Origin of the sequence: Enterobacter cloacae complex sp. ECL72 (assembly GCF_019056635.1) — a bacterium.
Taxonomy (GTDB): domain Bacteria; phylum Pseudomonadota; class Gammaproteobacteria; order Enterobacterales; family Enterobacteriaceae; genus Enterobacter; species Enterobacter hormaechei_C.
Genome location: NZ_CP077659.1, coordinates 2,659,869 through 2,672,842, shown reverse-complemented (window position 1 = coordinate 2,672,842; position 12,974 = coordinate 2,659,869). Strand labels below are relative to the sequence as shown.

Sequence of the window (12,974 nt, the reverse complement as noted above, 5' to 3'; positions counted from 1 at the left end):
TTTGTCACATACCAACCTGACGGACTGTAGGAAACTCAGACACAAGCCACATGTCGGATTCATCAAACATTTCCTCCAGCATGCGATTCAGCTTTTCCCGATCGCTTTTGCTGGCATCACTATTCAAGCCGTTCGCCTGCATCGGTTTTACCTTCACTTTTGCCTCAGGAAAAATCTTGTGCACTCGCTTCGTTAGCTCAGCCAGGATGATCTCTCTGGCCCCTTGGAGCCCTTCAACATTTCGCTTGTCATAAACCAGTTCAACAAACATACCGATCCTCTTATAAGTGAAAAATTTCCTGTGCTTGATCTGTTTTTATAAAAATACTACTGTATATGCATACAGTCAATAAGCGAGTGAGGGTGTGTTCATGCCTCGTCAACCGGATATTCGTGCTGCTTTTATTGCGGCCATACAGCAAAACCCCAAGGGCTATCTCTGCCTGCATACAGACAAATTCATCGCTGAGCTGCAGGAGAGGCACTGGCACTTCAGCCAGGCGGATGCAAATTCATGGATCGAGCGATACCAGCCGGACTTCGCCGATAAGACGACAAACGGAAGTGAGAACCGATACTGGATCCTGCGTAACATGGGGAGGGTTTTCTAATGGGATTTCCATCGCCAGCCATAGATTACCAGGAGCAGCCCATGACAATAGATGTTATCTGCGGTGTAGATAACAACTGCCGGGTTATTGAAACTTCATGCGGCTGGGCCGTTATTAACGTCAGTCTGAAGCCAGAAGGAGGGGACACGTTGCTGGTTAACATGGACGGGAGAAACCAGTTTGTGAAGCTAATGGGCCAAGCGCTGATCACTCAAGATGGTGAAGCGATAGAAGGTGAAGCTTTGGATGACGTAACGGTACACGGCGTTCTTACACATACACTTAATCAAGTTAAAGACGATGAATCGCCTGTAATGTAGCGTGTAAAGGTCGGGGGTTATTCCCCCATTTTTCCCCAATGATTCCCCGTGCAAATTTTAAACATGAAAAAACCAGCCATAAGAGGCTGGTTTTCAATGTGTTTTTGGTCGGCACGAGAGGATTTGAACCTCCGACCCCCGACACCCCATGACGGTGCGCTACCAGGCTGCGCTACGTGCCGACGCATAAAAGGAATACTACTCGATTCCTTTTTGAATGCAAGGGGCAAGCAACGCTAACTGATTCATAAATAATCAGTTAGCGATAAAGCGCTTCTCGTCTGTCAGCACCTGCAACAGCAAACTGAGCTGCGGCTTCTGGTCTTTCAGCTTCTCACCTTCGAGGTTATACGTCTGGTAATTGCCATTGCTGTTCAGCACCAGGGACAACGTTGGCGTGGTCACCACCAGCGTGTTTCCGCCAGCAGCCGTGACCCAGTTATGACGCCGCGTGGCGCTAAAGAGGTCTTGTCCCTGCGAGTACTCAATTGCCGGTGTGCTGACGTGCAGCAGCCGTTGCATTAACGTGGTCATGACGTCTTTATGGTCGGTGAGCATGTTGATGCGCTGCGCGGGAGTGCCCGGCCAGTGGATCACAAGGGGAACATGCAGGTTCGGACGCGACCACTCCATGCCCTTCGCCTCGTCGCCGAGCGGCACGCCATGCCCCGCCGTGATAATCACGACCGTATTATCCAGCTTGCCCGCGTCGCGCAGGGCGGTCAGCACGCGGCCGATCTGCGCATCGACATCGCCCGCCGCACGGCTATAGCGGCGCGCGAAGCCTTTCTGATTGCTGTCATCAAGCGTTGTGCCGTTAAACGCAACCCAGGAGAACCAGCGGTTATCTTCCTGCGCATAGCGCTTCAGCCAGTCTATCCACTGGTCAGCGGTCCGATCGTCAGACTGGCTCTGCGCGGCGGGCAGTGAGAAATCAGACAGCAGCGCCTGGCGGTACAGCGAGCTGTTGAAACCATCAGAGGCGAACAGCCCCAGCTGGTAGCCCTGCTGATTAAGCCCGGTAATTAATGCCGCCGGAATACGGGCCGACAGCACGCCGTCCATATAGCTCGGTGAAATGCCGTAGAACAGGCCGAAAATACCCGCGTCGGTCGAATTACCGGAGCTCATATGCTGAGTGAATACGATGTTGTTCTCAGCGAATTCAGCCAGCGCTGGCATCTGCTTCTCATAGCGGGAATAGTTCAGGCCATCGACGGTAATCAGCAGCACGTTCTGACCGCGGCCCATGTCGCGATATTTCAGATCGCTCAGGGGATACTGCACGCTGACCGCTTCCGGATTACCCTGTTCGACCAGACGACGCTGATACTCCTGCGCGTCCAGCAGGCCGTGTTTTTCGAGGAAACGACGCGCCGTCATCGGATAGGAGAGCGGCAGGTTCGCGCGCTGCATGGTAATCGGGCGGTAGAAGTTCGCATCTGCCCAGATATACATCAGGTGCGAACCGATAAATGAGGCGAAAAAGAGCGCCGCGACGGGCTTCGCATAATGGCGGCGTCGGGTCAGACTGCGGAGTTTTTGCCAGCTCCACGTGGCGAACAGCATTTCGATCAGCAGGATAATCGGCACGCTGATAAACATCAGCTGCCAGTCGCGCGCGGTCTCGTTCTGATCCGGGTTAATCACCAGCTCCCAGACGACAGGATTCAGGTGCAGGTGGAAGCGAGTAAAGACTTCGCTGTCGATCAGCAACAGTGTCATGCCCGCCGTCGCAAGAATGGCGGACAGGAAGCGCATCAGCCGCTGCGACATGACGATAAACGTCAGTGGGAACAGGATCAGCAGATAGGTGGCGAAGACCAGAAAGCTAAAGTGACCAACAAGGCTCATCCACGAGTAGATGCGCCCGGTTAACGTGGTTGGCCAGTCCGCCACAAACAGATAACGGCAGCCGAGCACCATCGCCAACAGAATGTTGAACAGGGCAAACCAGTGCCCCCAGCTGACCATCTGGGAGACTTTTTCACGGTAGCGCTGACGATTCGTCACCATAAACTGTTGTTCGTTTCCCTTAGTGTGCCTGGTCGTCGCTAACGGAGGACTGCAAAGCCTGGGCGAAAGATTTGGCGATCGCCTGACGCTGAGCCGGAGCAACGCTGGTATTGATCAGGTTGGTAACCATATTTCCCAAAACCATCAGGGAGAGATCGGTTGGCGTTTTATGTTTTTCCAGTACGTTGACCAGCTCACTGAGCAATTGTTCAACGTGTTCGTCACTATAGCGGGAATGTTGTGGCATAAATCAAAATCAGTTTGTTGAGAGAAGGGCGACATATTACCGTAGCAACAGCTTTTTTTCCCCTTTTTTATCTTCTGTTGCACACATGCGTTGGTGGTGGTTGAATACCGCCCGGTCTAAAAGGAGAGTTTATCATGAGTCTGGAAATCAACCAGATTGCCTTGCACCAGCTTATCAAGCGTGATGAGCAAACCCTTGAAGTGGTGCTGCGCGATTCGTTACTGGAACCAACGCCTACCGTTGTCGAGATGATGGCGGAGTTGCATCGCGTCTACAGCGCGAAAAATAAAGCCTATGGCTTGTTCAGCGAAGAGAGCGAACTGGCGGATAGCCTGCGCCTGCAACGTCAGGGCGAAGAGGATTTCCTGGCATTCAGCCGCGCTGCTACTGGCCGTCTGCGTGACGAGCTGGCGAAATATCCCTTCGCCGATGGCGGTATCGTCCTGTTCTGCCACTACCGCTATCTGGCGGTAGAGTATCTGCTGGTCACCGTGCTGAATAACTTAAGCAGTATGCGCGTGAACGAGCAGCTGGATATCAGCTCAACGCACTACCTGGATATCAACCATGCGGATATTGTGGCGCGTATCGATTTAACCGAATGGGAAACCAACCCGGAATCAACGCGCTATCTGACCTTCCTTAAAGGCCGCGTGGGCCGCAAAGTGGCGGATTTCTTTATGGACTTCCTCGGCGCCAGCGAAGGGCTGAATGCCAAAGCGCAGAACAAAGGTCTCCTCCAGGCGGTGGATGACTTTACGGCTGAGGCGCAGCTTGATAAATCTGAGCGTCAGACCGTGCGTCAGCAGGTTTACAGCTACTGCAACGAGCAGCTACAGGCTGGAGAAGAGATTGAGCTGGAGTCGCTGTCCAAAGAGCTGGCAGGCGTCAGCGAAGTCAGCTTCCAGGAATTTACTGCGGAAAAAGGCTATGAGCTGGAAGAGAGCTTCCCGGCGGATCGCAGTACGCTGCGTCAGCTGACGAAATTTGCCGGTAGCGGCGGTGGGTTAACCATTAACTTTGATGCCATGCTGCTCGGGGAACGTATCTTCTGGGACCCGGCCACCGACACGCTGACCATTAAAGGCACACCGCCGAATCTGCGCGACCAGCTTCAGCGTCGCACTTCAGGCGGTAAGTAACAGCCATAAAAAAACCCCGCAAACGCGGGGTTTTTCTCGACAGGTTTGCGATTACGCGCGAACGAAGTCGATGTGAGTCAGTTTTGGCTTGAACGCGTGACGCTGAACAGCCTGAACTTTCACTTTTTCTTCTTTACCGTCAACAACGATGGTCAGAACTTCGCTGTAGAATTCAGCTTTGTTCTGCATGTTCCATACTTTGTCGTGATCCAGTTCAATAGCAACTGGAGCAGCTTCGCCACCGTAAACGATAGCCGGGAACTTGTTTGCGGTACGCAGGCGGCGGCTCGCACCCTTACCCTGCACGTTACGTACTTCTGCTTCGATAGTGAACATTGATTTCTCTCTGTATTTAAAACCCTACTACAGGCGACCCAGCAGCAGGTGAGTGTTCTGCCTCACGGATGTGAAGCGGGCGGCATTTTATACTCAAATGGCTCGCGCATCAACGAAAAGTCCCGTTAACCGCGCAATTCGTTTGCCCGGCGAAAGCGTCCTTCATAGTCAAAGACCTTCTCACGCACCTGCCAGAACTGCCCTTTTTTACGGGCGACAACAAAATCAGGATGGCGCAGTAACGCCTGCTGGCGCACGATATCGGCCACGGTTATCCAGCGCAGCGGCACGCCAGGCGTGCGGGTATGCGGGCGGATAAAGAGCTGCTCGAACGCGGTGCGCTGGGCGGGCGTCTGGACCCGGAACCGCTCGCTGACGTCTGCGCCATCCTCGTCGTAGTAGGTAATTTTTAGCCACTCGCCTTTTTCATCCGCGCCGGGCTGTAAGGCCATGCCGGAACAGCGCAGCACCAGCGCATCTTTCAGCTTCAGCGCCGCTTTCAGCATGTCGTCCGGGTCGACCAGGACCGTGTCGCACTCCCGACAGCGGCGGGCGGCAATGTCGTTTTCGGCATTGCACTGCGGGCAGTTTTTGAAGCGGAAGCGGAAATCACACTGTTCGCGATGGCCTTCATCGTCTTCAAACCAGCCCTGACAGCGGCGGCCAAAATGTTCGATCAGCGTGCCGTCGGCGGTGGTTTTCCCCCAGAAGGTGTTGGCAAACCCGCAGGCAGGGCAAAAAACCTGAACGGGCACGTTGTCGCTCTTGCCTTTTGGCGTGCCGACTTCCGGCGAATAGAGATCGTGCGGGTTACCGGCGTAATCAAGGATCAGACAGTCGGTTTTGCCCGGCGCCAGACGCAGCCCGCGGCCAACAATCTGCTGATACAGGCTGACGGATTCCGTCGGGCGAAGAATCGCAATCAGGTCGACGTGCGGGGCGTCAAAGCCGGTGGTTAGTACGGAGACATTCACCAGATAGCGGAACCGCTGAGCTTTGAAGTCCTCAATCAGGCTGTCGCGCTCCGGGCCGGGGGTTTCACCGGTAATTAACGCCGCGTCGTCGGCGGGCAGCAGCCCCGTAATTTCGCGCGCGTGTTCGACAGTGGCAGCAAAAATCATCACCCCTTTGCGCGTTTGTGCGAACTCTTCAATCTGGCTGATGATATGCGGCGTGATCCGCTTCTGTTTTTTCAGCTCATGGTTAAGATCTGCCTCGCTGAACAGCCCGTTGCTCTGCGCCTGTAAGCGGCTGAAATCGTACTGCACGACGGGCATATCCAGCCGCTCCGGCGGCGTCAGGTAGCCATGCTTGATCATGTAGCGCAGCGGAAGCTCATAGATACAGTCGCGGAACAGGGCCTTTTCATCGCCACGCACCATGCCGTGATAATGAAACTGATAAATCCAGCCCTTGCCCAGACGAAACGGCGTGGCGGTGAGGCCAAGCAGACGGAGGTGAGGATTCACCTTTTTCAAATTAGTGAGGATTTGCTGATACTGGCTGTCGTCGTCATCGCTGATGCGGTGACACTCATCGACAATCAGCAGGGAAAACTCGCTGCGAAACAGTTCCAGGTTGCGCGCAACGGATTGTACGCTGCCAAACACCACTTTTCCGTGGCTCTCTTTGCGCTTCAGTCCGGCGGCAAAAATGTCGGCCTCCAGGCCGAGCGCGCAATATTTGGCGTGGTTTTGCGCCACCAGCTCTTTGACGTGCGCCAGCACCAGCACGCGTCCGCGGGCCAGGCGCGCCAGTTCGGCAATCACCAGGCTTTTACCGGCTCCGGTCGGGAGAACGATGGCGGCGGGCTCCCGATGCTTGCGAAACCAGGCGAGGGTGGCATCAACGGCTTCCTGCTGATAGGGGCGTAATGTGAACGTCATGGCTTCTCTATTCAGTTAACTCGCATATAGTATGCCACGAAACTTTTTCCCTTGAGTGGCGCAACCAGACCATTATACTGAACTGTTTCTGACTGCTTCTTTTTCGGACGCGTAGTCCGACTTCCAGCACCATTAAGGCTAAAAAGATTTCATGCGACTTGATAAGTTTATCGCTCAGCAACTCGGCGTAAGCCGGGCTATTGCCGGGCGTGAAATTCGCGCCAGCCGCGTAACCGTGGACGGCGACATTGTGAAAGACAGCGCTTTTAAACTCCAGCCTGAGCACCAGGTGGAGTATGACGGCAACCCGCTGACCCAGCAGAATGGCCCGCGCTACTTCATGCTCAACAAACCGGAAGGTTACGTCTGTTCAACGGACGATCCGGATCACCCGACGGTGCTCTATTTCCTCGACGAACCTGTGGCGCACAAGCTGCATGCGGCAGGGCGACTGGATATCGATACCACCGGCCTGGTGCTGATGACCGATGATGGCCAGTGGTCGCACCGCATCACCTCCCCGCGCCATCACTGTGAGAAAACCTATCGGGTGATGCTTGAGTCTCCGGTCTCGGATGACACGGCAGAGCAATTCGCGAAAGGCGTTCAGCTGCATAATGAGAAGGATCTGACCAAACCGGCGGTGCTGGAAATCCTCACCCCCACGGACGTCCGTCTGACCATCAGTGAAGGCCGCTACCATCAGGTGAAGCGGATGTTTGCCGCCGTGGGCAACCACGTTGTGGGGCTGCATCGTGAACGTATCGGCGCGATTGAACTCGATCCAGACCTGGCCCCAGGGGAATATCGCCCGCTGACGGAAGAAGAGATTGCCAGCGTCGGGCTGCCTTCACGCTAAATTCAGGAGAACCCTGTGACCACCAGGCCACACTCGTCGTTTAAAATTGTATTTATCCTTGGCCTGCTGGCCATGCTGATGCCGCTGTCTATCGATATGTATCTGCCCGCGCTGCCGGTGATTTCCGCTCAGTTTGGCGTACCGGCAGGCAGCGCGCAGATGACGCTCAGCACCTACATTCTTGGTTTTGCCCTCGGTCAGCTCTTTTATGGCCCAATGGCCGACAGCCTGGGGCGTAAACCGGTTATCCTGGGCGGGACATTGATATTTGCCGCGGCGGCGGTGGCCTGCGCGCTGGCGCAGAGTATCGATCAGCTGATTGTGATGCGCTTCTTCCATGGCCTGGCGGCGGCTGCGGCAAGCGTGGTGATTAACGCGCTGATGCGCGACGTCTACCCGAAGGAAGAGTTCTCACGCATGATGTCGTTCGTCATGCTGGTCACGACAATTGCGCCGCTGGTCGCCCCCATGGTGGGCGGGGCGGTCCTGGTGTGGTTCAGCTGGCATGCGATTTTCTGGATCCTGGCGATTGCCGCGCTGCTGGCCTCGGTGATGATCTTCGTCTTTATCGATGAAACGCTGCCGGTCGAGCGACGTCAGAAGTTCCACGTTCGCACCACGCTTGGCAACTTTGCCTCGCTGTTTCGCCATAAGCGTGTGCTCAGCTATATGCTGGCCAGCGGCTTCAGCTTTGCCGGAATGTTCTCGTTCCTGAGCGCGGGGCCGTTTGTGTACATCGAACTGAACCATGTGTCACCCCAGCATTTTGGTTACTACTTCGCGCTGAATATTGTGTTCCTGTTTGTGATGACCATTATCAACAGCCGCTTTGTCCGGCGGGTTGGGGCGCTGAATATGTTCCGCGCCGGGCTGTGGATCCAGTTCGTGATGGCTATCTGGCTGGTATTGAGCGCGTTGCTGGGCGTCGGTTTCTGGGCGCTGGTGGTGGGCGTGGCGGCGTTTGTCGGCTGCGTGTCGATGGTTTCATCCAACGCGATGGCGGTGATCCTCGACGAATTTCCGCATATGGCGGGCACCGCCTCGTCGCTGGCAGGAACGTTCCGTTTCGGAATTGGCGCGATAGTCGGGGCGCTGCTCTCGACGGCGACGTTTAATACCGCCTGGCCGATGCTGTGGGCGATTGCCCTCTGCGCGACCTGCTCCATACTCTTCTATCTTTACGCCAGCCGGCCGCGAAAGACGGCGCATAAATGACCACTTAAGGCCCGTGACGGGCCTTTTTGTTGACCCATATCAACCAACCCTCCGTTCGTTTACCCTGTGTTTGTTTCTTTTATGTAAAATCTATTTATGTAAAAAGTCACATCATTGTATTTAAAAAGGTTGAGTTAGATCGCAGAAACGGGTACATATAGCGCCGACGCGAGCCTGCAACGCCTATAAAATCCGCTAAACAGTGCAGGTTGGCGATGATGTGTTACTATAAATGTAAATAAATTGTGAAGTAAATTTGCTTCCGGGGATCTGAACGTGAATACATTACAACTCTCCATTGTCCATCGCTTGCCCCAGAGCTATCGCTGGTCGACGGGTTTTGCAGGTTCGAAAGTTGAACCGATTCCGCAAAGCGTTACCGGGGAGGATAATTGTCTGGTGGCGCTTAAGCTGCTCAGCCCGAGCGATGAAAATGCGTGGCCGGTCATGGAACGTCTCAGCCAGGCGCTGACGGACATCGAAGTGGACAGCTCCGTGCTGGAATGCGAAGGTGAGCCGTGCCTGTTTGTTAACAGCCAGGATGAGTTTGCCGCCACCTGTCGGCTGAAAAACTTCGGCGTGGCCATTGCCGAGCCGTTCTCTGGTCAATATCCTTTCTGAGTGTTAGTCAGCGGACAATAGCTGGCGCGTGTAATCCTGCGTCGGCGCGGTGAATACGCGCTGGCACTCTCCCTGCTCAACGACTTCTCCCTGCCGCAATACCACCACCTGATGGCAAAGCGCACGCACCACCTGTAAATCGTGGCTGATAAAGATATAGGCCAGCCGATGCTTTTCCTGTAGCCCCTTCAGCAGCGCCAGAATTTGCGCCTGCACGGTGCGGTCCAGGGAAGAGGTTGGCTCGTCCAGCACGATCAGCTCCGGTTTCAGGATCAGCGCGCGGGCAATCGCTATACGCTGGCGCTGTCCGCCGGAAAACTCAGCCGGATACCGGTGCCGGGTCTCGGGATCTAAACCCACTTCCGCCATCACCCGCATCACGTCGATTTCACGCTGTTGCGCCGTCATTGTCGGCTGGTGGACGCGCAGGCCCTCCTCAATAATCTGTAATACGCTCAGGCGCGGGTTAAGCGAAGAGTTTGGATCCTGAAATACCACCTGCATCCGCGGACGCACGGGAAGCATCATCCGGCGATTCAGTTTTTGCAGCGGCATGCCGTCAAAAACAATGCTTCCCTGAGAGGCGATCAGGCGCAGCAGCGCCAGGCCGGTGGTGCTTTTGCCTGAACCGGACTCGCCCACAAGCCCAAGCGATTCGCCCGGACGCAGAGCGAAGCTCATGTCTTTCAGAACATGATTGTGATCGACCACGCGACGCAAAATGCCTTTGCGGATCGGGAATGACACCGACAGCCCCTCAACCCTCAGCAACGGCGCGCTGTCAGTGTTAAGCGGAACCGGGTCGCCAGCGGGTTCGCTATCGAGCAGGCGCTGTGTATACGGGTGCTGAGGCGCGCTCAGCAGGGCGGATGCCCGGTACTGTTCCACGCAGCGGCCGTTTTGCATCACGGCCACCGTGTCAGCGAGCTTTTTCACAATGCTCAGGTTGTGCGTAATAAACAGCAGGCTCATGTTCAGCTCGTCGCGCAGTTCGCGCAGCAGTTGCAGAATTTGTGCCTGTACCGTGACGTCCAGCGCGGTAGTAGGTTCATCGGCAATCAGCAGTTCGGGGCGCGTGAGCAGGGCCATTGCAATCATCACGCGCTGGCGCTCGCCGCCGGAAAGCTGGTGCGGGAAATCGTTCAGCCGTTTCGCCGCATTACGGATACCGGTGCGTTCAAGGCAGTCCAGAATTTCACCCCGCGCTGCCTCTTTACGCATTCCCCGATGAAGTGACAGCACTTCATAGAGCTGTTTTTCCAGGGTATGCAGTGGGTTGAGCGACACCATCGGCTCCTGAAAAATCATGGCGATGTTGTTGCCACGAATGCCGCGCAGGGTTTGCTCGTCAGCGTTCAGCAGCGATTGTCCATGGAACAGAATATCCCCCTGCGGATAGCTGACCGGCGGGGAAGGGAGCAGGCGCAGCACCGACAGCGCCGAAACGCTCTTACCGGAGCCGGATTCCCCGACCAGCGCCAGCGTCTCTCCGCGCTGGATCTGCAACGATAAGTCCGTCACCACCGTGCGTGATTCGCCCTGTTTTGAAAACGCAATCGACAGATTCTCTATGCTCAGAAGAGGCCGGGTCATGTCATACCGCCTTGTTGGGATCGAAGGCATCGCGCACGGCTTCGCCAATAAAAATCAGCAGGGAAAGCAGCACCGCCACGGAGAGGAATGCGGCGATGCCCAGCCAGGGGGCCTGGAGATTGTTTTTGCCCTGCAACAGCAGTTCGCCAAGGGACGGTGAGCCCAGCGGCAAACCGAAACCAAGAAAATCAAGCGACGTCAGGGTGGTAATGGAGCTGCACAAAATAAACGGCAGGAAGGTGAGGGTCGCCACCACCGCATTGGGAAGCATGTGACGGAAGATTATTGCGCCATCGCTCACGCCTAACGCCTGCGCAGCGCGAATATAGTCGTAATTCCGCGTACGCAGAAACTCCGCGCGCACCACGCCGACCAGCGCCATCCAGCCGAACAGGACGGTGATCCCGAGCAGCCACCAGAAGCCAGGCTGTACCACGCTGGACAGCAGGATAATCAGAAACAGCGTCGGCATACCGGACCAGACTTCAATCACGCGCTGTCCCCATAAATCTATTTTACCCCCGTAATAGCCCTGCACGGCGCCCGCCACAACGCCCATTACGCTGCTAAAGAGCGTCAGCAGTAGCCCAAACAGGAGCGAGATGCGGGTGCCATAGAGAATGCGCGCCAGCACATCGCCGCCGTTGGCGTCCGTTCCCAGCCAGTTTTGCGCGGAAGGCGGCGAAGGGAAGGGGGTGGACGTGGCGAAGTTAATACTGTTCGCGCCAAAACGAATCGGTGCCCAGATAGCCCAGCCGTGCTGCGCTATCTGTTCACGTAACCAGGGATCCTGGTACTCGGCTGGCGTCGCAAACGGGCCGCCAAAATCGCTTTCGCTGTAGGTGGTCAGCACCGGCACATACCAGCGGTCTTTGAAATGCACCAGCAGGGGTTTATCGTTGGCAATCAGTTCCGAACACATACTTAAGGCGAACAGGACGGCGAAGATCCACAGCGACCAGTAGCCGCGACGGTTGTGGCGAAAACGCGCCCAGCGGGCCTGATTGACGGGGCTTAAACGCGACATCAGCGGCCCTCAAAATCGATACGGGGATCGACCAGCGTATAGCTGATATCGCTGATGATGTTCAGCAGCAGGCCGATCAGGGTGAAAATGTAGAGCGTGCCAAACATCACCGGATAATCACGGGAGACGGTGGCCTCATAGCCCAGCAGCCCTAATCCGTTGAGCGAGAACATCACCTCTATCAGCAGCGAGCCGGTAAAAAACATACTGATGAACGTGGCGGGGAAACCGGCAATCACCAGCAGCATGGCGTTACGAAAAACGTGCTTCCACATGATCTGCTTTTCACCGACACCCTTGGCGCGCGCGGTGACGACGTACTGTTTGCGGATCTCATCAAGAAAGGCGTTTTTGGTCAGCATCGTAAGCGCCGCAAAACCGCCGATGACCGTCGCCAGCACCGGAAGCGTGATGTGCCAGAAGTAATCGGTGATTTTCTGATACCACGGCAGGGTGCTGAAATCCGCAGAGACCAGCCCGCGCAGCGGGAAGAGGTCGAAATAACTGCCGCCGGCGAAAAAGACAATCAGCAGCACGGCAAACAGAAACGCCGGGATAGCGTAGCCGATGATAATGAATGTGCTGCTCCAGATATCGAAACGGCTACCGTTGTATACCGCTTTTCGGATCCCCAGCGGAATGGAGACCAGATAAATAATCAGCGTCCCCCACAGTCCGAGCGTGATGGAAACCGGCAGGCTTTGTTTGATCAGGGTTAACACCGAGGCGCTGCGAAACAGGCTGTCGCCAAAATCGAAACGGACATAATCCCAGAGCATCCTGAAATAACGCTCGTGCAGCGGCTTGTCAAAACCATAGCGATGGGTGATCTCGGCGATCACCTCCGGATCCAGTCCGCGACCGCCCCGGTAGTGGCTTTCGCTGATGTTGCCCACGCCCGTCCGGGCATGGCTGGCCCCCATTCCTTCACCGCCGCCGCCCGGCATGCCGCCAGCGTGACCAAATTCTATAGCCGCAATTGCCTGGTCCACCGGACCGCCGGGGGCGATCTGGACGATAAAAAAGTTAATGGTAATGATGGCCCACAGCGTCGGGATCACTAACAGCAGCCGGCGGATAAGATAAGCGCCCATCGTCACT

The 12,974-nt window shown here is 55.8% G+C and carries 14 protein-coding genes and 1 tRNA gene; 6 read left to right on the top strand and 9 right to left on the bottom strand.

Translation table 11 applies throughout. The features are described 5' to 3' along the window. Positions 1 to 4 precede the first annotated feature (4 nt). A complete protein-coding gene (locus KTH07_RS12935) occupies positions 5 to 271 on the bottom strand; it encodes a DinI family protein (protein WP_075606807.1) in 267 nt (88 codons plus the stop codon). Positions 272 to 371: 100 nt separating this feature from the next. Here KTH07_RS12935 and KTH07_RS12930 point away from each other — a divergent pair, with 100 nt between their 5' ends. Next, positions 372 to 611 (top strand): hypothetical protein, encoded by a 240-nt coding sequence (locus KTH07_RS12930; protein WP_032623296.1) that lies wholly within the window; start codon positions 372 to 374, stop codon positions 609 to 611. After that, complete coding sequence (locus KTH07_RS12925) at positions 611 to 931, top strand: hypothetical protein (RefSeq protein ID WP_075606808.1); 321 nt, start codon at positions 611 to 613, stop codon at positions 929 to 931. The genes KTH07_RS12930 and KTH07_RS12925 overlap by 1 nt, the downstream gene beginning before the upstream one ends. A gap of 105 nt (positions 932 to 1,036) precedes the next feature. Here KTH07_RS12925 and KTH07_RS12920 read toward each other — a convergent pair. From KTH07_RS12920 to KTH07_RS12910, 3 genes are all read right to left on the bottom strand, one after another. Then, positions 1,037 to 1,113 (bottom strand) — tRNA-Pro (locus tag KTH07_RS12920). 73 nt (positions 1,114 to 1,186) lie between these two features. Beyond that, positions 1,187 to 2,947, bottom strand: a complete 1,761-nt coding sequence (yejM, locus tag KTH07_RS12915) for an LPS biosynthesis-modulating metalloenzyme YejM (RefSeq protein ID WP_017383404.1) — start codon at positions 2,945 to 2,947, stop codon at positions 1,187 to 1,189. 19 nt (positions 2,948 to 2,966) lie between these two features. Beyond that, the gene (locus KTH07_RS12910; RefSeq protein WP_001135586.1) at positions 2,967 to 3,194 is read right to left on the bottom strand and encodes a YejL family protein; all 228 of its coding nucleotides are present in this window, start codon (positions 3,192 to 3,194) and stop codon (positions 2,967 to 2,969) included. Between the two features lie 134 nt (positions 3,195 to 3,328). Here KTH07_RS12910 and yejK point away from each other — a divergent pair, with 134 nt between their 5' ends. Further along, positions 3,329 to 4,336 (top strand): nucleoid-associated protein YejK, encoded by a 1,008-nt coding sequence (gene yejK, locus KTH07_RS12905; RefSeq protein WP_017693031.1) that lies wholly within the window; start codon positions 3,329 to 3,331, stop codon positions 4,334 to 4,336. A 51-nt stretch (positions 4,337 to 4,387) separates the two neighbouring features. Here yejK and rplY read toward each other — a convergent pair whose 3' ends face one another. Continuing rightward, positions 4,388 to 4,672, bottom strand: coding sequence for a 50S ribosomal protein L25 (gene rplY / locus KTH07_RS12900; RefSeq protein ID WP_015572298.1), 285 nt, complete (start codon positions 4,670 to 4,672; stop codon positions 4,388 to 4,390). Positions 4,673 to 4,797: 125 nt separating this feature from the next. Then, positions 4,798 to 6,558 carry a DEAD/DEAH box helicase gene (locus KTH07_RS12895; RefSeq protein WP_032619316.1) on the bottom strand — a complete coding sequence of 587 codons (1,761 nt, stop codon included), beginning with the start codon at positions 6,556 to 6,558 and terminating at the stop codon, positions 4,798 to 4,800. A gap of 151 nt (positions 6,559 to 6,709) precedes the next feature. On the opposite strand from KTH07_RS12895, the gene rsuA reads away from it, so the two are divergent. From rsuA to KTH07_RS12880, 3 genes are all read left to right on the top strand, one after another. Next, positions 6,710 to 7,417, top strand: coding sequence for a 16S rRNA pseudouridine(516) synthase RsuA (gene rsuA, locus KTH07_RS12890; protein ID WP_017383401.1), 708 nt, complete (start codon positions 6,710 to 6,712; stop codon positions 7,415 to 7,417). A 15-nt stretch (positions 7,418 to 7,432) separates the two neighbouring features. After that, the gene (locus tag KTH07_RS12885; protein WP_003859373.1) at positions 7,433 to 8,632 is read left to right on the top strand and encodes a Bcr/CflA family multidrug efflux MFS transporter; all 1,200 of its coding nucleotides are present in this window, start codon (positions 7,433 to 7,435) and stop codon (positions 8,630 to 8,632) included. A gap of 276 nt (positions 8,633 to 8,908) precedes the next feature. Next, positions 8,909 to 9,253 (top strand): YejG family protein, encoded by a 345-nt coding sequence (locus KTH07_RS12880; protein WP_017383399.1) that lies wholly within the window; start codon positions 8,909 to 8,911, stop codon positions 9,251 to 9,253. A 3-nt stretch (positions 9,254 to 9,256) separates the two neighbouring features. On the opposite strand, the gene yejF is transcribed toward KTH07_RS12880, so the two are convergent. From yejF to KTH07_RS12865, 3 genes are read right to left on the bottom strand one after another with little or no spacing between them, the layout of a single operon-like run. Then, positions 9,257 to 10,846: a microcin C ABC transporter ATP-binding protein YejF gene (gene yejF / locus KTH07_RS12875; RefSeq protein ID WP_032619317.1), complete on the bottom strand. Its 1,590-nt coding sequence runs from the start codon at positions 10,844 to 10,846 to the stop codon at positions 9,257 to 9,259. A 1-nt stretch (position 10,847) separates the two neighbouring features. Beyond that, the gene (locus KTH07_RS12870; protein ID WP_015572302.1) at positions 10,848 to 11,873 is read right to left on the bottom strand and encodes a microcin C ABC transporter permease; all 1,026 of its coding nucleotides are present in this window, start codon (positions 11,871 to 11,873) and stop codon (positions 10,848 to 10,850) included. Continuing rightward, positions 11,873 to 12,967, bottom strand: a complete 1,095-nt coding sequence (locus KTH07_RS12865) for a microcin C ABC transporter permease YejB (protein WP_003859369.1) — start codon at positions 12,965 to 12,967, stop codon at positions 11,873 to 11,875. Before KTH07_RS12865 ends, KTH07_RS12870 begins: the two co-directional genes overlap by 1 nt. Positions 12,968 to 12,974: the final 7 nt, after the last annotated feature.

What these genes read in the sequence shown, in the direction of transcription:
- KTH07_RS12935 (WP_075606807.1), bottom strand. Translation starts at nt 271, where the DNA reads ATGTTTGTTGAACTGGTTTATGACAAGCGAAATGTTGAAGGGCTCCAA.
- KTH07_RS12930 (WP_032623296.1), top strand. Translation starts at nt 372, where the DNA reads ATGCCTCGTCAACCGGATATTCGTGCTGCTTTTATTGCGGCCATACAG.
- KTH07_RS12925 (WP_075606808.1), top strand. Translation starts at nt 611, where the DNA reads ATGGGATTTCCATCGCCAGCCATAGATTACCAGGAGCAGCCCATGACA.
- yejM (WP_017383404.1), bottom strand. Translation starts at nt 2,947, where the DNA reads ATGGTGACGAATCGTCAGCGCTACCGTGAAAAAGTCTCCCAGATGGTC.
- KTH07_RS12910 (WP_001135586.1), bottom strand. Translation starts at nt 3,194, where the DNA reads ATGCCACAACATTCCCGCTATAGTGACGAACACGTTGAACAATTGCTC.
- yejK (WP_017693031.1), top strand. Translation starts at nt 3,329, where the DNA reads ATGAGTCTGGAAATCAACCAGATTGCCTTGCACCAGCTTATCAAGCGT.
- rplY (WP_015572298.1), bottom strand. Translation starts at nt 4,672, where the DNA reads ATGTTCACTATCGAAGCAGAAGTACGTAACGTGCAGGGTAAGGGTGCG.
- KTH07_RS12895 (WP_032619316.1), bottom strand. Translation starts at nt 6,558, where the DNA reads ATGACGTTCACATTACGCCCCTATCAGCAGGAAGCCGTTGATGCCACC.
- rsuA (WP_017383401.1), top strand. Translation starts at nt 6,710, where the DNA reads ATGCGACTTGATAAGTTTATCGCTCAGCAACTCGGCGTAAGCCGGGCT.
- yejF (WP_032619317.1), bottom strand. Translation starts at nt 10,846, where the DNA reads ATGACCCGGCCTCTTCTGAGCATAGAGAATCTGTCGATTGCGTTTTCA.
- KTH07_RS12870 (WP_015572302.1), bottom strand. Translation starts at nt 11,873, where the DNA reads ATGTCGCGTTTAAGCCCCGTCAATCAGGCCCGCTGGGCGCGTTTTCGC.
- KTH07_RS12865 (WP_003859369.1), bottom strand. Translation starts at nt 12,967, where the DNA reads ATGGGCGCTTATCTTATCCGCCGGCTGCTGTTAGTGATCCCGACGCTG.